Below are 17,554 nucleotides of genomic sequence, written 5' to 3'. Positions count from 1 at the left end.
TCTTATGGAAGCCAAGGCGCGGCAAGGATCAGTTGGTCTTTTTCTTCTGCTGGGCACCCGAGCCGGGGGCAACGGCAGCGTCGTCCGGCTGACCGTCCACGGCAATGGTGCTGGGGTCTTCGCCCTTTTCGGCAACGAGCTTGCGCCAGCGCCGGACATTGGCGTTGTGCTCATCCAGCGTGGCGGCAAAGACATGGCCGCCGGTGCCGTCGGCCACGAAATAGAGATCCTGCGACTTCCAGGGATTGGCGACGGCTTCCAGGGCATCCTTGCCCGGATTGGCGATCGGCGTCGGCGGCAGACCCTTGATGACGTAGGTGTTGTAAGGCGTGTCCTTCTTCAGATCGGACTGATAGATCGGACGATCGGTCGGCTTTCCCTCGCCGCCGAAGAGACCGTAGATAACAGTCGGATCCGACTGCAGGCGCATGCCCTTGCCGAGGCGGTTCAGGAAGACGGAGGCGACATGGGCGCGCTCGTCGGCCAGACCGGTTTCCTTCTCCACGATGGAGGCGAGCGTGATGAAATCCTGCTTGCTTGCCAGCTGCACGCTTGAGTCGCGCTTTTCCCAGACCTGGTCGACAAGCTTCATCTGCGATGCCGCCATCTGCTGAATGATTTCCGCGCGCTTCGTGCCACGCGTGAACTTATAGGTATCCGGCCTCAGGCTGCCTTCCGCCGGCAGGGCCGACGGCAGATCGCCTTCCAGCACGGGATCGGCCTGCAGCTTGTTGAACATCTGCCGCACCGTCAGGCCTTCCGGCAGGGAAACCGAATAGAGGATCGATTTGCCTGACTTCAGCAACTCCATGATGTCCTTCATGGAGGCGCCGGCCTTGATCTCATATTCGCCGGCGCGAAGGGTTTCGCCGTCATGGAGATAGGTAGCCGTCAGCCAGCGGAAGATGCGCTCATTGGTGATGATGTTGTTGGATTCCAGGCGATTGGCGATCTCACCGAGGCCGGCGCCATTGCGCACGATGAAATTCGTATTGGTCGTCAGCGGGCCTGCGCTTTGATAGGCCGAAAACGCATAATAGGCACCTCCGACTGCGACAACAGCGACGAAAACCGCCAGTGTCATCAGGAAGTTCAGGAAAATGATCATCTGGCTGCGAGCCTTGCGCGAGCGCTTCGGCGGATCCGGAACACGCTCCGGACGCAGGGCTTCATTGGCCGATTTCGGGATGATCGGTCCTTTCTGCCCATTCGGAGTTCCGTTGCTCTGGTTCGTATCACTCACCGGCAATCCCTTCCTTTTTGTGATTGCCTGCTCTTTGGCCAAGCAATGCGGCAAAAAACAGGTTCAGAAGATAAGGCGGAACCGGTCAGGCCCCGACTTCGACCGATCAGACATTGCCACGGGACATCCGCGGTTTACGGACTCGCGGCAATATTCAAGGCGGGGGCGCAGGCTTGCCGAGAACGCTCCCGCTTCGAAGTTACGTGCCGTTATTATGCCTCATAGCGGCGCAGGACAAGCGACGCATTCGTGCCGCCGAAGCCAAAGGAGTTCGACAGCACAACATTGATCTCGCGCTTGCGGGCCTTGTGCGGCACGAGATCGATGGCGGTTTCGCGTTCCGGATTATCCAGGTTGAGCGTCGGCGGGGCGATGTTGTCGCGAATGGCGAGCGTGGAGAAGATCGCCTCGATCGCGCCGGCAGCACCGAGCAGGTGACCGGTTGCCGACTTGGTTGACGACATCGAGATCTTCGACGCGGCATTGCCGACCAGCCGCTCGACAGCGCCGAGCTCGATCGTATCGGCCATGGTCGATGTGCCATGGGCATTGATGTAGTCGACATCGGCCGGGGTTAGCCCAGCGCGCTTCAGCGCCGAGGTCATGCAGCGGAACGCGCCCTCGCCATCCTCGGACGGTGCTGTGATGTGATGGGCGTCACCGGAAAGGCCGTAACCGACCACTTCGGCGTAGATCTTTGCGCCGCGTGCCTTGGCGTGTTCCAACTCTTCCAGGACGACGATACCGGCGCCCTCGCCCATGACGAAGCCGTCACGGTCGCGGTCATAGGGGCGCGAAGCCTTCTGCGGAGCATCGTTATAATCCGTCGACAGCGCCTTGCAGGCGGCGAAGCCGGCAAGCGAGATACGGCAGACCGGAGCTTCGGCGCCGCCTGCCACCATGACATCAGCATCGCCGAGCATGATCAGCCGGGCAGCATCGCCGATCGCATGAGCGCCTGTCGAGCATGCGGTAACGACGGCATGGTTAGGGCCGCGCAGCTTGTGGCGGATCGAGACCTGGCCGGAAACGAGATTGATGAGGCGACCGGGAATGAAGAAGGGCGAGATGCGGCGCGGACCCTTGTCGCGCAGCGTATAGCCGGCTTCGACGATGCCTTCGAGGCCGCCGATGCCGGAGCCGATCATGACGCCGGTGGCGATCTGGTCCTCGTCGGTGGCCGGGTGCCAGCCAGCGTCTGCCAGTGCCATATCGGCAGCTGCCATGCCATAGATGATGAAGGAGTCGACCTTGCGCTGCTCCTTCGGCTCCATCCAATCATCGGCATTGAAGGTGCCGTCGGTGCCATCGCCAACCGGAATGCGGCATGCGATCTTGGCGGGGAGGTCCTCGACCTCGAATTCGGTTACGAGGCGCGCGCCATTATGTCCGGCGATCAAGCGCGACCAGGACACCTCCGTGCCGCAGCCCAAAGGTGATACCATGCCGGTACCCGTGATAACGACACGTCTCATCGCCCGCAGACCCCCGTCTTTTTATAATGATATGCGTATAAAATTGCTTCGTCCGGCGTCGCCGGACGAAATAGGGCGGACTCTTCAGCCCGCCCCTTCAAAAAGCGCGAAAGATTAGGCCTGGGCCTTCTCAATGAACTTCACCGCGTCGCCGACCGTCAGGATCGAGTCGGCAGCGTCGTCGGGGATTTCAACGCCGAATTCTTCTTCGAAGGCCATGACCAGTTCGACCGTGTCGAGCGAGTCCGCGCCCAGATCGTCGATGAAGCTTGCGCTTTCAACAACCTTGTCGGCTTCAACGCCAAGATGATCAACAACAATTTTCTTTACGCGTTCTGCGATATCGCTCATGTCGGTTTCCTCGACCTTATGTCCTGATCGGAATGCCTTGTGACATCCCTACCCTAATTCAAACCTGCAGCATCTGTCCTGACGCCGCTGGCAAACCCGTTCAACCCGGCATTGAGATCCGGTCCGGCGCCTTGAAAGCGGCCCAGTCCGTCTGCATTTTCCGGACGACTGTTCACAGTCATGGCCCGCTTAACACGGTTTAAGTCCGTCGCAAAGCCAGAAAATAGCCGGCTCCGGGTTGCTCAACATGCTATTGGAGGGAAAGTTCCCTCCAACGAGCAATTCCCTTTAGATCATCGCCATGCCGCCGTTGACATGGATCGTCTGGCCCGTGACATAGCTGGCTTCAGAAGAAGCAAGATAGGTCACGGCCGAGGCAACTTCCGCACCCGTGCCCATGCGCCTCATGGGAATGGCGCCCATGATGGCTTCCTTCTGCTTGTCGTTCAGCTTGCCCGTCATCGCGCTTTCGATGAAGCCCGGCGCGACGCAGTTGACCGTGACGTTGCGGCTCGCGATTTCCTGCGCCAGCGACTTGGTGAAGCCGATCATGCCTGCCTTGGAGGCGCAGTAGTTCGCCTGTCCCGGGTTGCCGGTCACGCCGACAACGGAGGTGATGTTGATGATGCGGCCATAGCGGCGGCGCATCATCGGATGGGTCAGCTCGCGGGTCAGGCGGAAGACGGCGGTGAGATTGACTTCCAGCACGCTGTCCCAGTCCTCGTCGCTCATGCGCACGAACAGGCCGTCCCTGGTGATGCCGGCATTGTTCACGAGGATATCGACGCCGCCGAGCTCCTCCTCTGCCTTGGCGCCAAGCGCCTTCACCTCGTCGCGGTCAGACAGGTTGGCAGGGAAGATCTTGACGCGATCGCCGAGTTCGGACGCCAGCGTCTCCAGCTTTTCGACACGCGTGCCGTGCAGGCCGACGAGCACGCCCTGTTTATGCAGGAGCCGGGCAATTTCTTCGCCGATGCCGCCGGATGCACCGGTTACCAGGGCCTTGCGGCCGGTCAAATCAAGCATGTGTGTCCCTCGTTCCTTAATCTATCAGCCGAGCAATGCGGCGAGCGCCGTGTCGATATCGGCGGCATTGTTGACGGTAATGCCGTTGACCGATTTATCTATACGACGAGCGAGGCCCGTCAGCACCTTGCCGGCGCCAATTTCATACAATGTTGTCACATTGTTGGCGGCGAACCATTCCACCGTCTCGCGCCAGCGTACCTGACCGGTGACCTGTTCGACGAGAAGCCTGGCGATCTCATCCGCATCCGTGACTGGAGCAGCCCTGACATTGGCGATGACGGGCACGACCGGATTGGCCTTGGCGACGCCTGCAAGCGCCTCGCGCATCGCTTCGGCGGCCGGGGCCATCAAAGCGGAATGGAAGGGTGCGGAGACCGGCAGCAGGATAGCCCGCTTGGCGCCCTTGGCGGTCGCGAGCTCCGCGGCCTTCTCGACCGGAGCCTTTTCGCCGGAAATGACGATCTGGCCGCCGCCATTGTCGTTGGCGATCTGGCAGGCGCCGAGCGCGGAGGCTTCGGCGCAAACATCGGCGACATCGGCATGTTCGAGCCCGATGATCGCGGCCATGGCGCCGACGCCGACGGGCACGGCCGCCTGCATGGCATTACCGCGGATGCGCAGCAGACGCGCTGTGTCGGTAAGCGAGAAGGTGCCGGCGGCACAAAGCGCGGAATATTCGCCGAGCGAATGGCCGGCGACATAGGCGACCTTGCTTTTCAGGTCGAGGCCGCGAGCCTGTAGCACACGGATGACGGCCAGCGACACGGCCATCAGCGCCGGCTGCGCATTGGCCGTTAGGGTCAGCCTGTCTTCCGGGCCGTTGAAGATGACGTCGGAGAGCTTTTCACCGAGCGCTTCATCGACTTCCTCGAAGACTGCGCGCGCCTCGGCGAAATTGTCGGCAAGGTCCTTGCCCATGCCGACAGCTTGGCTGCCCTGGCCGGGAAATGTGAAAGCAACAGTCATTGTAAAGCGTCCTTTTGAGGGTCGTTTTGCTTCCCAATGACATTGTTTGCGCCGGAGTCAATAGCGCAAGCCCTGTCGCCAACGGCTTTTGCGTCTGCGAAACGCAATGATTTTTTTCTTGCGCTCGCTCGGTTCGCGCCTAAATTCTCGCGATCTTCTTCGTTTCAGCGTCCTCCCATCTCCAAGGTTCTCCCATGAAATATAAGAATTTAGGCCGTACCGATATTTCCGTTTCGCAGATTTGCCTGGGCACGATGACCTGGGGCACGCAGAACAGCGAAGCTGAAGCGCACGAGCAGATGGACTATGCCGTCAGCAAGGGCATCAATTTCTTCGACACCGCCGAAATGTATCCGACGACGCCGGTCGGGCCGGAAACCCAAGGCCGCACCGAGGAATATATCGGCACATGGTTCGAAAAGACCGGCAAGCGCAAGGATGTCGTGCTCGCCACCAAGGTTGCCGGCCCTGGCCGCGAGTATCTGCGCGGCGGACAGGGCGCCGATGCCGCCAATATCCGCGCGGCGATCGACGCCAGCCTGAAGCGGCTGAAGACCGATTACATCGACCTCTATCAGGTTCACTGGCCGAGCCGCGGCCATTTCCACTTCCGCCAGAACTGGCGCTACAATCCCTTCAACCAGGATCGCGAAAAGGTGGCCGCCAATATCACCGATATCCTGGAGACGATGGGCGAGATGGTGAAAGCCGGCAAGATCCGCGCCATCGGCCTGTCGAACGAGACGACCTGGGGCATCCAGAAATATCTGACGATTTCCGAGCGGAAGGGCTTGCCGCGCGTCGCGACCACGCAGAACGAATACAATCTGCTCTACCGGCATTTCGATCTCGACCTGGCCGAGCTATCGCATCACGAGGATGTCGGGCTGCTCGCCTATTCGCCGCTCGCCGGTGGCATCCTCAGCGGTAAATATGTCGGCGGCGCACGGCCGGCCGGTTCGCGCGGCTCGATCAACCTCGACATCGGCGGCCGCCTGCAGCCGCTGCAGGAACCGCCGGTAAAGGCCTATCTGGAAATCGCAGCCAAATACGGCATCGATCCTTCGAAGCTGGCGCTCGCATACTGCTTCACCAAGCCCTTCATGGCCTCCGTCATCATCGGCGCCACGACGATGGCGCAGCTCGAGACCGATATCGCTTCAGCTTATGTGACGCTGCCGGAAGAGGTATTGGCCGAGATCGAGCAGGTGCATCGCAAGTATCCGATGCCGATGTGAGTAGCATGCCCGTAAGCTTCAAAACGATTAAGCGGGCACGTCTACCCGCTTATTTAGCCGTCGCGGTGGAAGCGCTACAGCAGATTTCGCGAACGTAATTGTTGCCATAGGTGACGAAAGCGGTCGGAGGGATGCTTTTGGTTTTAATCAGAGGCTGAAATACAAGGGAATCAACATCTCCCTCGTACGTCCCAACAATTGTGACGGCATAACTCCCCTGTACGGTTAGATGAACTGCCATTGGAATAAATGACCGCTTAGCGAAAGACATTGCAGGCTCTAAAAACTTTTCGGTGGTTATTTCGATGTATCGCCTCCCGAGCTGTCTTTCTTCAAATTCGCGCACCCACACCGACGCCTGGCGCATATAGCCGGATTTTTTGCCGATCGACACGCGATACCAGTCACCGATGCTCTTCGCGATCTGCAGCTTGCTCCCATTCGCAAAAGTCGCAATCGTCTTGGCGCGCATATCCCGGCTGGTCTTTAATTGCGCCGACCCACTGTCATCTTGAACAATGCCGCTTCTTGGGGCAGGAATTTGCAGAAGTGGCAGCCCCTCGTTCAACGTCTTTGACGCCTTGCGACCATCAGCAATCGGTGCCTGGGCTTTGCCAGACGACGATTTGGCCTCAGATTCATGAACTTCTTGGAACGAAACCGTCGTAACCCGAAACTGTGTCATTTCGCTCGATGTCAAATAACGCATATCATTGCTGTCGTATTTGAGGGAAAGTTGCAGCAAACTAGGATCGACGCCCATTTCGCTCATATAGGAAATCACGTCGCCCGTTTGCTGCTGAACGGCCGCAACGGCGTCCTCGACATTCATTCCCCTGGTATCGCCGAACGAGGATTTATGAACGCCGATTGCGTCCGGCTCGGCATAACGAGTTACCCCACCAAGAAATGCCAAGGAACAAGCCGAGGCGCATTCCGAGCCTCGCGCAGCCACGGTTTGGAGGCCCAAAGATCGGATCAGACGGCCAAACTCCATGGCCTTGTATACGTTTCCGCCACCACTGAAGAAACTAACGGAAAACGCATGGCTGGAAAGAACTTTGTTTCGAAATATGGTCAAGTCATCGTCAGCTTCGAACTGACCATTTACCATGATGAACTTAGAACCATCTTTCAAGCTGTGGACGTCATAGCTCAATCTCGCTGTTGCATTCTGAGCGATAAGGGTGAGGCCCAAAGCAAGACCTACCAAAACAAAGTTTTTTCTCATTACTTTCACAACCCAGCCCACAGTATCAGCCAAGTCATGAATTCCACAGGTCCTATCATTTCACAAGTCATGATTGCAGCGCATATTTCAAGAGTTGCGCGACCCTAAGGCTAGCATGGGGAGCTGACCTCTAGCACAGCGGGAGTGTCTAGCCGACCGCCGCAGCAGTTATTGCGAGATCTTCGGCGCAATCACCAATTCGGAGCCATAGGCTTCGCGCAACTCTTCCTGCCCCTTCACCCGGTCCACGGACTTGTGCAGCAGGATCGAGCGATAGCCTTCCGAACTCCGACCCTCGATCAAGGTGACATCGGCGTTTCCCGGATTGTCCGAGCGCTCGAACCAATCGACCGGATGATGCAGAAAATTCATCTCGAAGGCCCGGTTGGTCACGCCGTGGCCGACGATGACGACATTGTTTCTGCCGTTTTCGGCGTCATGCATGACGGTCTGCAGGAACAGGCGCACGCGCTGGGCGACATCCGCCCGGCTTTCGCCGTCGGGCGGACGCGCATAGAACTTGCCGTTATTGTTGCGCAGCCTTGCCCATTTCTCGAATTCGTCGGGGAATTTCCGCTTCTGTTCGGCATGATCGTAGATTTCGGTGAAGAGCCCGAAATCCTGCTCGCGCAGCAGATAATCTTCCCTGACATCCTCGATCAGTTCGGCCGGCAGGACCGCCAGCAAGGCATCCTTGCTCTGCCGCGTCCTCATGAACGGCGAATACCAGACGCTCAGCTTGCGCAATTCGGCTGATGGTAGCCCCTTCAGATAGGCAGCGATCGCCTGCCCTGCCTGCAGCACCTGCCGATGCCCCCATTCGGTCAGCGGAACATTGTGATCGCCGAACTGCCGATAGGCCCGATCGTCGATATTTCCGAGGGATTCGCCGTGCCGGACGAGAAAGATGCGCATGAACAATCCGTATTGCCGCAATCGTGTCTCATCCTATGGGAGAGCCAGACGCACGCAAGGTAATAGCAGCACAATTTCTCAGCTCCCCTTGCCTTTCCCGCAAAAATCCGTATAAGCCGCCCTGTTCGCAACCCGGTCTTCTGGCTGGTGGCTGAACGGAGGGCCGGTTTTTCGCAAGGAAGATCGTTCGGAACGGAAGCGTTCCAGCCTCCCGTGTCTCCGCTCTCGACCGTCTCGGAAACGCTTTTCTTGCTTGGGGTTATCCCTCTCAGGAGCAGTCGTTGAGGCTTAGCCGCCGAATATCGGGTTCAGATCAACGCAAGAAAGGCAAAGCTATCCATGGCTCTTTATGAACATGTATTCCTTGCTCGACAGGATATTTCCGCTCAGCAGGTCGACGCCCTCGTAGAACAGTACAAGGGTGTTATCGAAGCTCATGGCGGTAAAGTCGGGCGTATCGAAAACTGGGGCCTCAAGTCCCTCACCTACCGCATCAAGAAGAACCGCAAGGCTCACTACGCCCTGATGGACATCGATGCTCCGGCCGCTGCGATCCATGAAATGGAACGCCAGATGCGCATCAGCGAAGACGTCCTGCGTTACATGACGATCGCTGTCGAGAAGCACGAAGAAGGCGCGTCTGCCATGATGCAGAAGCGCGACCGTGACGATCGTCCGCGTCGTGATGGCGACCGTCCGGAGCGCAGCTTCGGCGATCGTGGTCCGCGCCCGGATCGTGGTGACCGCGAAGACCGTCCGCGCCGTCCGCGCGAAGACCGCGTATAAGGAGATTTTGAACAATGTCTGAAGTTTCCTCCGCACCGGTTCGCCGTCCGTTCCATCGCCGCCGCAAGACCTGCCCGTTCTCGGGCGCCAATGCGCCGCGCATCGACTACAAGGACGTTCGCCTCCTGCAGCGCTACATTTCCGAGCGCGGCAAGATCGTTCCTTCCCGCATCACGGCCGTTTCCCAGAAGAAGCAGCGCGAACTCGCCCAGGCGATCAAGCGCGCCCGTTTCCTCGGCCTGCTGCCCTACGTCGTCGCTTAATAAAGCCGACGCCGGATGAATAAGGGGAAGGCAGCGATGCCTTCCCTTCTCCCTTTCGCGATGGGCGCGGATCGGAACCTTGAAAACCCATGTTGGGGACGGCTTTCAGGCCCGAGTGCCGAAGGCATCCTCTAACTGCTCGATCATGAAGCAGGACAGCGACGTGAAAAAATTGAACGCAAAAGAGCTTGGTATCGGCGCGCTCGCCGGTCTTACCGCCGCCCTACTCGTGTATGGCGCGACGGTGCAGCCATTGCTGTTCATCCTGTTCGGCGCGCTTTCCGCTCTCCCGATCCTGATCGTCGGCCTCGGCTGGGGCAACATCGCCGTCATCGCCGCCGTCGTCGTTGCCGGGATTGTCGGTACGATCGCGCAATCGTTCTATTTCGGGCTCTTCGTCGTCCTGCTGGCGCTGATCCCGGCATGGCTCAGCCATCTTGCCAACCTGGCGCGTCCCGCCTCCGAACTCGGAGGACCGGATAATCTGATGGCATGGTATCCGCTCTCCGACATCATGCTGTACCTGTGCGGCCTCGCCGCCGTCGTCATCATCGTCGCGGGCGCGGTCATGGGCTACAATGCCGATCTCGTCGGCCAGGTCGTCGATCTCTACGCCAAGGCCATGAACGAGCAGCAACCATCGCTGCCGCTCGATCCCATAGCGATCCAGAAGACCAAGAGCCTTATGCTCTACGCGATCCCTGTCGCCTGGGGCATGATCTGGGTGATGATGCTGCTCGCCGCCTACTACGTCGCGACCCGCATCGTCGCGGCTTCGAGCCACAATCTACGCCCGCGCGAGGACATTCCCTCGTCGCTGCGCATGAACCGCAATGCGATCTTCGTCTTTCTCGTGGCGATCGTCGCCATCTTCCTCGGCGGCGTGATCGGCCTCATCGCCGCCGCCGTTCTCGGCGCCTTCGGCGCGGGCTTCATCGTTTCCGGCTTTGCGTCGCTGCATTACCGGACGCGCGGCAAGGACTGGCGCATACCCGTGCTGGTCATCTGCTACCTGATGTCCTTCCTGCTGACGCTACCGCTCTTCATCATCCTTGTTCTCGGCCTTTCCGATACCCGCAAGGCGATATCGCTGACCCCGAACAAGAATGCCGATACATCCAAACAAACAGACACGAAAATCTGACATCGAAAGGAACAAGAAAATGGAAGTCATTCTTCTCGAACGCATCTCCAAGCTCGGCCAGATGGGCGAAACCGTCAAGGTTCGCGACGGCTTTGCCCGTAACTACCTGCTGCCGCTCGGCAAGGCGCTGCGCGCCAATGCCGCCAACAAGGCTCGTTTCGAGGCCGAGCGCGCAACGCTCGAAGCCCGCAACCTCGAGCGCAAGAGCGAAGCCCAGAAGGTTGCCGACGTTCTCGGCGGCAAGTCCTTCATCGTCGTTCGCTCGGCTGGCGAAACCGGCCAGCTGTACGGCTCGGTCGCTGCCCGTGACGTCGTCGAAATCCTCGCCGCCGAAGGCTTCAACATCGGCCGCAGCCAGGTTCACATGAACACCCCGATCAAGGCAATCGGCCTGCACGATGTTGCCATCGGCCTGCACGCCGAAGTCGAAATCAAGGTCGAGCTCAACGTTGCCCGTTCCGCTGAAGAAGCCGAGCGTCAGTCCAAGGGCGAGACCCTCACCTCCGCCGACGCCATCTACGGCGTTGACGAAGACGCCCTGCGTCCGGAAGACTTCTTCGATCCGGAAGCCGACGGCAACGCCGAAGACGACGACGCATAATTTTCAGCCCATTGCTGGAAACACGAAAGCCCGGATCACTCGATCCGGGCTTTTTGTTTGTCACCCAACCGTCGATGCGCCAGACGGATCAGTCGCCGGCGCCAGGCTCCGGCAAGGGAGCGGTGTCCTTGTCGACCGAGACGACGACGGACATGCCGGGCGCCAGTTGATCCGCCAGCGCCTGACCTTCCTCGATCTTGACCCGAACCCCGATGCGCTGGGCGACCTTGGTGAAATTGCCCGTGGCGTTGTCGGGCCTGATGACGGCGAATTCGGAACCCGCCGCCGGAGAGAAGCGCTGGATGCGGCCATTGATGTTGCGATGACCGAGTGCATCGACAGAGATCGTGGCGGGCTGATCGAGCTTCATGCCATCGAGCTGCGTCTCCTTGAAATTGGCGATGACCCAGACATCCTTCGGCACCAACCCCATGAGCTGGGTACCGGGCGTCACATATTGGCCAAGGCGTACGCCGACCTCTCCAACGCGACCGTCCTGCGGCGCCCTGATCGTCGTATTGTCCAGATCGATATCGGCAAGCTGCACGGCAGCCTCCGCGCCGCTGACACCGGCTTCGAGCGATGCACGGTTGACGATGATGGTCGTCAGGTTCTGCTGCGACACATCAAGCGCTGCCTTCGCCTGATTGAGCGAGGCTTGCGCCTGCTGCAGCGTCGCCTGTGCCTGTTCGGAATCGCTTGTCGTCGATACGCCCCTGGCGACCAGCGTCGTTACGCGATCAGCTGCAAGTTGCGCGCGCTTCAGCGATGCATTGGCGCTATCGATCTGCGCCTGGCTGGAGGCGATGCCGGCCTTCGCGGCTTGCTCCTGCTGTTGCGAATTGGCGAGCGCCGCCTTCTGTCCGGCGAGTGTCGCGCGCGCCTGCGCCACCTTCTGCTTGTAGATGCGGTCGTCGATCTGGGCGAGCACATCGCCCTCCTTGACGAGCTTGTAGTCCTTGATCGGCACGCCGGTGATATAGCCGCTGACTTGCGGGCTGATCGTCGTGACATAGCCTTTGACATAGGCGTCGTCCGTGGTCTCGACCGAGGTTTTGAACGGCGGCAGATGCCAGGCGTAAAGCACCAGCATGAGGCCGCCTATGCCGGCGAGAACGGCGATGACTTCGATGGGGGAGCGAACGAGCCTCGACATGGAGCTATTTCATATCCTCATGGGTTAGATGTCACGACCTCTACCCGATCGTCGGCCAGGCGAGCCCTGACGAAGCGGAAGAAGACATGGATTGAGAGGCCGGCAAGCGACAGGAAGGCGATCACGGCCGCGACGAAGAATGCATCACCATAGGCAAGCATGTTGGCCTCGCGGCTGACCTGAGCGCCGAGCAGCGCCAGCCCCTCCCCCTTCAGGACCGCGTTATCCCCGATCACCTTGCCATAGGAAGATGAAAGCCGGCTGACACGGTCGGCTACATTCGGGTCGGTCAGCAGCACATGTTCGGTCAGCGCCGCAGAATGGAACTTCTCGCGAATGGTGATCAGCGTGCCGTAGAAGGCCGAGCCGATGAGGCCGCCGACACTCTGCGTGAAGGTGAAGACGACAAAGAAGGTCACCAGATAAGGCGGTCCTTTGCTCAGCGCAGCCTTGAAGCCTTGCGACATGGAGGGCGGCAGGAATAGTGCCGCTCCGGCCGCCACCAGCGCCTGGCTGAGATACATCTGCTCCGGCCGGGTGAGGTTCGTCACCTGCGAATCCATCAGCGAGCCCACGCCCATCAGGATGAGCGCGACGAACTGGATCTGCCAGCTGAACCCATAGGTCATGAAGACGGTACAGATGAGTCCGCCGATGATCGAGAAGGCCAGGATAATCCAGTACAGCATGGAGAGCTGGTCGTAGAGCAGGCCGACCGCATTCTGATAAAAGGTCATGATGACCGAAGTCTGTTCCGCGGCGATCAGGCGGAAGACCAGCAAAATGCCCGTCAGGTGCAGGATTTCAGGACGCAGCAGCCAGCGAACATCGATCAGTGGCGTCGAGCGCCTCAGCTCGACAACGATGGCGACTGTCAGGGACGCGACGGCGATCGCCAATACGACCCCGAGCCACGGCACCTCCAGCCACCAATAGAGACGCCCGACCGACAGGGCGACCGCGAAGCAGCCGAAGCCGATCGCCACAAGCAGGTAGCTGAAGATATCGCCCAAAACGATGACCTTGACGCGCGGCGGCGGCGTGAGCGGCAAGAGATAGATGATCGGCATGACAAGCAGCGCCAGCGCCATCTCAAGCGTATAAAGGCCGCGCCATTCGCCGTAATCCAGCAGCGAAGGTGAGACGAGGCGGGTGATGGGAGCGGCAAGCAGCGTATTCATCATCGCCAGGCTGACGCCGACCGTCAGCTTCTTCGCCGGCTCGAAGGCCTCCAGCATATAGAGGAAGCCCAGCGTCGAAAGCGGTGCGCCGGCGATGCCGCTGAGGAACCGGACGACAATCGCCGAATGCAGGTCGGAAACGAAAAGATTGAGCAGCGAGGCAAGCAGAAAGCCAAGAATGCTGACCTCGGCGAAATTGCGAATGCCATATTGCAGGCGGATCTTCACCAGCGCGATGGCGAGGCTGACATTGGGCGCCATATAGGCGGCGGAAAGCCACGCGGATTCGGTTGTCGTTGCCGCGATGGTTCCCTGGATCTGGGTCAGATTGGCGAAAGCGAGATTGAGACCCAGGCCCTGGGTCAGAAAGAACATGACGGATGCCGCAATATAGAGCGGCACTTTCCAGCCCGGCATAGGCGGTGGAGCGGGTGGGACGGCGTTGGCTTCCGCGTTGGCGACCGGGTCCGGATCACCGCTCATGCACTACCTCATGATTTGCCGACATTCTGGAGGTTCGCCGTCATGGCGCGGATAACCTTGAGCGCCACGCCGATATCCTCGTCCGAAATGCCTTCCAAGATATCCGCCCGCACACCGGTGGCAAGAGCCTCGACCTCGGCGGCGACGAGTTTTCCGGCTTCCGTCATGAAGATCTGCTTGGCGCGGCGGTCGGACTGGGCGGCACGGCGCTCGATGAAGTTCTGCGCCTCCATGGCATCGAGGATGCGCACGAGCGTCGGCGTTTCAAGCTCCAGCTCGTCGGCTAGTTCCCGTTGGTTGATCCCATCCCGACGGGAGAGTTTGCGAAAAACCCTGGCGCGGGAAAGAGTCATGCCATGTTCGCGAACGAGCGCGTCGAAGGCCGCCCTCAGCTTGCGATTGAACGCAAAAAGATCGTCGAAAAGCTCTTGTCTTGATGGCACACCGGACATTATTGCAACTTTATACTATTAGCATCCTACCCTAATTTATAGGGAATAACCGGATTTCCATAGCTTTTCAAGCATGATAGCCGCAACAATTGATGTACACGGCAAAAGACCCGGCTAAAATATTCCCCACAGATGGTTTGCTACGTGATTCGTGTGTCGATCGTTGCGTTGCAAAGCAGCGACAAGGGATTTTTTACGCGGCGGAAACTTGTCCCTGTGGACGAGTGGAACAACGTTGATAGCCTAGGCCGATTTGCTCCGTTCGCTGCGCCCCGCGCATTTGCTTGGTTGACCATGACATCGGATCGTCGCAAACCAGTCGACACCCTAAAGTACGAAGAGATGGAAAATGAACGAAGCTGCGCGCAAGCTCGCCGCCATTGCTCCCGCCGAACAGCACTATCGCGAAGCGCCCAACAATATCGAAGCGGAACAGGCTCTTCTCGGCGCCATCCTCGTCAATAACGATGCCTATTACCGCGTCTCCGACTTTTTGAAGCCCGTCCATCTCTATGAGCCGCTGCACCGGAAGATCTTCGAGGTCGCCGGCGACATCATCCGTATGGGCAAGACCGCCAACCCGGTCACCATCAAGAACTTCCTGCCGGCGGAGGAAAAGGTCGGCGACATGACGGTCGCGCAATATCTCGCGCGCCTCGCCGTCGAAGCCGTGTCGATCATCAATGCGGAGGACTATGGCCGCGCCATCTACGACCTGGCGCTGCGCCGGGCGCTGATCACCATCGGCGAAGACATGGTCAATATCGCCTACGACGCACCGCTCGACATGCCGCCGCAGGCCCAGATCGAAGACACGGAGCGACGGCTGTTCGAACTCGCCGAAAACGGCCGCTACGATGGCGGCTTCCAAGCCTTCAACGACGCGGTGGCGCTGGCGATCGACATGGCGGCCGTCGCCAAGGAGCGCGACGGCGGTCTTTCGGGCATATCCACGGGCATTCATTCGCTCGACAGCAAGATGGGCGGCCTGCAGCGCTCCGACTTGATCATCCTTGCCGGCCGTCCCGGCATGGGCAAGACCTCGCTTGCCACCAACATCGCTTACAACATTGCGGCCTCCTTCGAAGGCGAGGTGCAGGCGGACGGTTCCACCAAGGCGAAGAACGGCGGCGTCGTCGGCTTCTATTCTCTGGAAATGTCGTCCGAACAGCTCGCCACCCGTATCATCTCCGAGCAGACGGAAGTCTCCTCGTCGAAGATCCGTCGCGGCGATATCAACGATGCGGATTTCGAGAAGCTGGTGGCATGCTCGATGATGATGCAGAAGGTGCCTCTCTACATCGACCAGACGGGTGGTATCTCGATCGCCCAGTTGTCCGCCCGCGCGCGGCGCCTGAAACGACAGCGCGGCCTCGATGTGCTCGTGGTCGACTACGTTCAGCTGATGACCGGCTCGGGAAAATCGAACGAGAACCGCGTCCAGGAAATCACTCAGATCACTACCGGCCTGAAGGCTCTCGGCAAGGAGCTGAATGTTCCGATCGTCGCGCTCTCCCAGCTCTCGCGCGCCGTCGAAAGCCGCGAAGACAAGCGGCCACAGCTCTCCGACCTGCGCGAATCAGGCTCGATCGAGCAGGACGCCGACGTGGTGCTCTTCGTGTTCCGCGAGGAATACTACGTGAAGAATGCCGAGCCACGCGATGTGGCCGATCCGAAGTACGCGGAATGGGAAGCACAGTTCGAGCGCGTGAAGGGCACGGCCGATGTCATCATCGCCAAGCAGCGCCACGGACCGACGGGCACGGTGCGGCTCGCCTTCCAGTCGGAATTCACCCGCTTTGCCGACCTCGCCGATTCCTCCTTCATTCAGTATGAGGAACACTGACGAGAAGTTTGCGGCGTCGATGTCCCGTTGGAGCGCTTCCGCTTTGCTGTCTTATGCATTCCGGACGGAGAGCCGCTACGCGCTTTTTCCGGAAACGCTTCAGAGTCCCGCAGCGCGCAGCAAAGCCACCATGGCAACGCCGACCACAACGCTAGCCAGCATCGGCAAGCGGCGGGAGGCTATTGCAGTGGTCGCGCAGGCCAGCGTCTCCGCCCAGCCGGTAGCAAAGGCTGTCGGGGCAATGACAGCCATCAGCACGGCCGGTGGAATGGCTTCGATTGCGGTTCGCCGGCGCTCGCCAATCTCCACGTAGCGAATCAAGACAAGACCGCCAACGCGGGTGAAAATCGTCGCAGCAGCCATGGCGAGGATGGCGAGCAGCGTGTTGAGATCGAGCGTCATGCCGTCTGCTCCTGCGCTCTGCCTTTCCAGAAAGCCACCGCCAGCCCCGCCAGTGCGCCGGCTGCAATATACCAGACACCGGGCACGAACTGGTGGACCGCAACGGCTGCAACGCCGCTTGCGGCAAGCACGGCGCCGGTTTCCGGTCCTTTCCAGAAACCCATGACCAGCACGATGAAGACGGCCGGAAAGGTGAAGTCGAGACCGATGACGGCGGGATCGCCGAGAAAGGCGCCAAGCAAAGCGCCCGCAAGCGACGAGCCGACCCAGGTCAAATAGAAAGGCGTGACGATGCCCGCATACCAGGCGGGCGTGAGCCGCGTCGCACCGGCGCGGAATTCCGCCATGGCCCAAATCTCATCGGCGAGAAACAGCATGGCGCTATAGCGTTTGACGCCGGAGAAAGACTGCATCTTCACGCCGATCGAAGCGCTCATCAGCACGTGGCGGATATTGACAAGCAGGGCCGCGAAGCCGACGCCAATCCAACTTGCGGGATGTGTCCAGATATCCATCGCCACAAATTGCGAGCCGCCAGCGAAGACGAGCGCGCTCATCAGTGTGGTCTCCAGCGGCGAAAGCCCCTTGGTCGCCGAAACCGCGCCGAACACGAGGCCGATGGGCAGAACGGCGACGATCAGCGGAAAAATGGCACGCATCCCGGCTTTGAATTCGCCGGCCGGCCGGCTTTGCTGCAACATTGGCAACCTCCACTTCAACAATGACGGAAAGGTAGCCGACGGCAGCCGGCGCTGTATTGAACGAAAGTGATTAGAGTTCCATCAGAATCCG

18 protein-coding genes are annotated in these 17,554 nt (G+C 59.7%); 6 read left to right on the top strand and 12 right to left on the bottom strand.

The features are described 5' to 3' along the window. Positions 1–28: 28 nt before the first annotated feature. The 5 genes from mltG to fabD all read right to left on the bottom strand — a co-directional run bounded on the left by mltG (position 29) and on the right by fabD (position 5,064). A complete protein-coding gene (gene mltG / locus CCGE531_RS06600; RefSeq protein ID WP_120663472.1) occupies positions 29–1,243 on the bottom strand; it encodes an endolytic transglycosylase MltG in 1,215 nt (404 codons plus the stop codon). A gap of 212 nt (positions 1,244–1,455) precedes the next feature. Continuing rightward, positions 1,456–2,718 carry a beta-ketoacyl-ACP synthase II gene (gene fabF / locus CCGE531_RS06595; RefSeq protein ID WP_120663471.1) on the bottom strand — a complete coding sequence of 421 codons (1,263 nt, stop codon included), beginning with the start codon at positions 2,716–2,718 and terminating at the stop codon, positions 1,456–1,458. A 114-nt stretch (positions 2,719–2,832) separates the two neighbouring features. Beyond that, positions 2,833–3,069, bottom strand: a complete 237-nt coding sequence (locus tag CCGE531_RS06590; RefSeq protein ID WP_120663470.1) for an acyl carrier protein — start codon at positions 3,067–3,069, stop codon at positions 2,833–2,835. Positions 3,070–3,357: 288 nt separating this feature from the next. Then, positions 3,358–4,095, bottom strand: coding sequence for a 3-oxoacyl-[acyl-carrier-protein] reductase (gene fabG / locus CCGE531_RS06585; RefSeq protein WP_120663469.1), 738 nt, complete (start codon positions 4,093–4,095; stop codon positions 3,358–3,360). 24 nt (positions 4,096–4,119) lie between these two features. Further along, entirely contained in the window at positions 4,120–5,064 is a 945-nt protein-coding gene (gene fabD, locus CCGE531_RS06580) for an ACP S-malonyltransferase (RefSeq protein ID WP_120663468.1), read from the bottom strand. A gap of 194 nt (positions 5,065–5,258) precedes the next feature. Here fabD and CCGE531_RS06575 point away from each other — a divergent pair, with 194 nt between their 5' ends. Then, positions 5,259–6,302, top strand: a complete 1,044-nt coding sequence (locus CCGE531_RS06575; protein WP_120663467.1) for an aldo/keto reductase — start codon at positions 5,259–5,261, stop codon at positions 6,300–6,302. A 49-nt stretch (positions 6,303–6,351) separates the two neighbouring features. On the opposite strand, the gene CCGE531_RS06570 is transcribed toward CCGE531_RS06575, so the two are convergent. Together CCGE531_RS06570 and CCGE531_RS06565 are read right to left on the bottom strand one after the other, a co-directional pair. Further along, positions 6,352–7,566 carry a hypothetical protein gene (locus CCGE531_RS06570; protein WP_205586473.1) on the bottom strand — a complete coding sequence of 405 codons (1,215 nt, stop codon included), beginning with the start codon at positions 7,564–7,566 and terminating at the stop codon, positions 6,352–6,354. A gap of 135 nt (positions 7,567–7,701) precedes the next feature. After that, positions 7,702–8,448, bottom strand: coding sequence for a phosphoglycerate mutase family protein (locus tag CCGE531_RS06565; protein ID WP_120666568.1), 747 nt, complete (start codon positions 8,446–8,448; stop codon positions 7,702–7,704). A gap of 339 nt (positions 8,449–8,787) precedes the next feature. Here CCGE531_RS06565 and rpsF point away from each other — a divergent pair, with 339 nt between their 5' ends. From rpsF to rplI, 4 genes are all read left to right on the top strand, one after another. Continuing rightward, the gene (gene rpsF, locus CCGE531_RS06560; protein WP_120663465.1) at positions 8,788–9,234 is read left to right on the top strand and encodes a 30S ribosomal protein S6; all 447 of its coding nucleotides are present in this window, start codon (positions 8,788–8,790) and stop codon (positions 9,232–9,234) included. 14 nt (positions 9,235–9,248) lie between these two features. Next, positions 9,249–9,497: a 30S ribosomal protein S18 gene (rpsR, locus tag CCGE531_RS06555; protein ID WP_004122103.1), complete on the top strand. Its 249-nt coding sequence runs from the start codon at positions 9,249–9,251 to the stop codon at positions 9,495–9,497. Positions 9,498–9,660: 163 nt separating this feature from the next. Beyond that, on the top strand, positions 9,661–10,641 hold the full coding sequence (locus tag CCGE531_RS06550) for a DUF2232 domain-containing protein (protein WP_120666566.1): 981 nt from the start codon (positions 9,661–9,663) through the stop codon (positions 10,639–10,641). 19 nt (positions 10,642–10,660) lie between these two features. Then, positions 10,661–11,242, top strand: coding sequence for a 50S ribosomal protein L9 (rplI, locus tag CCGE531_RS06545; RefSeq protein ID WP_120663464.1), 582 nt, complete (start codon positions 10,661–10,663; stop codon positions 11,240–11,242). Between the two features lie 88 nt (positions 11,243–11,330). On the opposite strand, the gene CCGE531_RS06540 is transcribed toward rplI, so the two are convergent. From CCGE531_RS06540 to CCGE531_RS06530, 3 genes are read right to left on the bottom strand one after another with little or no spacing between them, the layout of a single operon-like run. Continuing rightward, a complete protein-coding gene (locus CCGE531_RS06540; RefSeq protein WP_120663463.1) occupies positions 11,331–12,398 on the bottom strand; it encodes an HlyD family secretion protein in 1,068 nt (355 codons plus the stop codon). Positions 12,399–12,415: 17 nt separating this feature from the next. Next, positions 12,416–14,062: an MFS transporter gene (locus CCGE531_RS06535; protein ID WP_120663462.1), complete on the bottom strand. Its 1,647-nt coding sequence runs from the start codon at positions 14,060–14,062 to the stop codon at positions 12,416–12,418. Positions 14,063–14,070: 8 nt separating this feature from the next. Continuing rightward, positions 14,071–14,514: a MarR family transcriptional regulator gene (locus CCGE531_RS06530; protein ID WP_120663461.1), complete on the bottom strand. Its 444-nt coding sequence runs from the start codon at positions 14,512–14,514 to the stop codon at positions 14,071–14,073. 349 nt (positions 14,515–14,863) lie between these two features. On the opposite strand from CCGE531_RS06530, the gene CCGE531_RS06525 reads away from it, so the two are divergent. Further along, a complete protein-coding gene (locus CCGE531_RS06525; RefSeq protein WP_120663460.1) occupies positions 14,864–16,360 on the top strand; it encodes a replicative DNA helicase in 1,497 nt (498 codons plus the stop codon). A gap of 99 nt (positions 16,361–16,459) precedes the next feature. Here the strand turns inward: CCGE531_RS06525 and CCGE531_RS06520 are convergent, their stop codons facing one another. Beyond that, positions 16,460–16,762 (bottom strand): AzlD domain-containing protein, encoded by a 303-nt coding sequence (locus CCGE531_RS06520; RefSeq protein WP_120663459.1) that lies wholly within the window; start codon positions 16,760–16,762, stop codon positions 16,460–16,462. Further along, positions 16,759–17,463: an AzlC family ABC transporter permease gene (locus CCGE531_RS06515; protein ID WP_120663458.1), complete on the bottom strand. Its 705-nt coding sequence runs from the start codon at positions 17,461–17,463 to the stop codon at positions 16,759–16,761. The genes CCGE531_RS06520 and CCGE531_RS06515 overlap by 4 nt, the downstream gene beginning before the upstream one ends. Between the last annotated feature and the right edge of the window lie 91 nt (positions 17,464–17,554).

Source organism: Rhizobium sp. CCGE531, from assembly GCF_003627795.1.
GTDB lineage: Bacteria > Pseudomonadota > Alphaproteobacteria > Rhizobiales > Rhizobiaceae > Rhizobium.
Note: the sequence above shows the minus strand (reverse complement) of the source record. Positions and strands in the feature narration are given on the sequence as shown.

Coding starts and splice junctions, on each gene's coding strand:
- CCGE531_RS06575 (WP_120663467.1), top strand. CDS start 5,259: ATGAAATATAAGAATTTAGGCCGTACCGATATTTCCGTTTCGCAGATT.
- CCGE531_RS06525 (WP_120663460.1), top strand. CDS start 14,864: ATGAACGAAGCTGCGCGCAAGCTCGCCGCCATTGCTCCCGCCGAACAG.
- CCGE531_RS06535 (WP_120663462.1), bottom strand. CDS start 14,062: ATGAGCGGTGATCCGGACCCGGTCGCCAACGCGGAAGCCAACGCCGTC.
- fabF (WP_120663471.1), bottom strand. CDS start 2,718: ATGAGACGTGTCGTTATCACGGGTACCGGCATGGTATCACCTTTGGGC.
- rpsF (WP_120663465.1), top strand. CDS start 8,788: ATGGCTCTTTATGAACATGTATTCCTTGCTCGACAGGATATTTCCGCT.
- rpsR (WP_004122103.1), top strand. CDS start 9,249: ATGTCTGAAGTTTCCTCCGCACCGGTTCGCCGTCCGTTCCATCGCCGC.
- CCGE531_RS06515 (WP_120663458.1), bottom strand. CDS start 17,463: ATGTTGCAGCAAAGCCGGCCGGCCGGCGAATTCAAAGCCGGGATGCGT.
- rplI (WP_120663464.1), top strand. CDS start 10,661: ATGGAAGTCATTCTTCTCGAACGCATCTCCAAGCTCGGCCAGATGGGC.
- fabD (WP_120663468.1), bottom strand. CDS start 5,064: ATGACTGTTGCTTTCACATTTCCCGGCCAGGGCAGCCAAGCTGTCGGC.
- CCGE531_RS06530 (WP_120663461.1), bottom strand. CDS start 14,514: ATGTCCGGTGTGCCATCAAGACAAGAGCTTTTCGACGATCTTTTTGCG.
- CCGE531_RS06565 (WP_120666568.1), bottom strand. CDS start 8,448: ATGCGCATCTTTCTCGTCCGGCACGGCGAATCCCTCGGAAATATCGAC.
- CCGE531_RS06540 (WP_120663463.1), bottom strand. CDS start 12,398: ATGTCGAGGCTCGTTCGCTCCCCCATCGAAGTCATCGCCGTTCTCGCC.
- CCGE531_RS06590 (WP_120663470.1), bottom strand. CDS start 3,069: ATGAGCGATATCGCAGAACGCGTAAAGAAAATTGTTGTTGATCATCTT.
- CCGE531_RS06520 (WP_120663459.1), bottom strand. CDS start 16,762: ATGACGCTCGATCTCAACACGCTGCTCGCCATCCTCGCCATGGCTGCT.
- fabG (WP_120663469.1), bottom strand. CDS start 4,095: ATGCTTGATTTGACCGGCCGCAAGGCCCTGGTAACCGGTGCATCCGGC.